This is a genomic window from Paenibacillus sp. LS-5 (assembly GCF_056121505.1).
On record NZ_JBWAVA010000142.1, the window covers coordinates 1 to 231 of the forward strand.

A 231-nucleotide genomic window follows, 5' to 3' on the forward strand; every position below is an offset into this window, starting at 1 on the left:
GGGAACAGGACGTGCCATCGTGACCACGACAGTCGAGAAGCCTAGTGAGGCAGGGAAAAAGGCTGCACCTAGCTCACCGGGCCAGCAGTCCGACTCCGCCAAGCGGTCCAACGCAGACAAGGTGTCGCGTCGCCAGGTCGACAAATTCTCCGAGCGACGTGATCAACTCGCCGAGGCCGCACTGCAAACCCTGGCCGAATTGGGCTACGCACGCACGAGCCTGCGCGAAAT

Annotated in this window: 1 protein-coding gene; it reads left to right on the forward strand. The window is 62.3% G+C overall.

The window, feature by feature from the left end; translation table 11 throughout:
- Positions 1–19: 19 nt before the first annotated feature.
- Positions 20–231, forward strand: a 212-nt coding sequence (locus AC0MA3_RS26795) for a hypothetical protein (RefSeq protein ID WP_474658393.1), incomplete at its 3' end; no start/stop codon positions are given.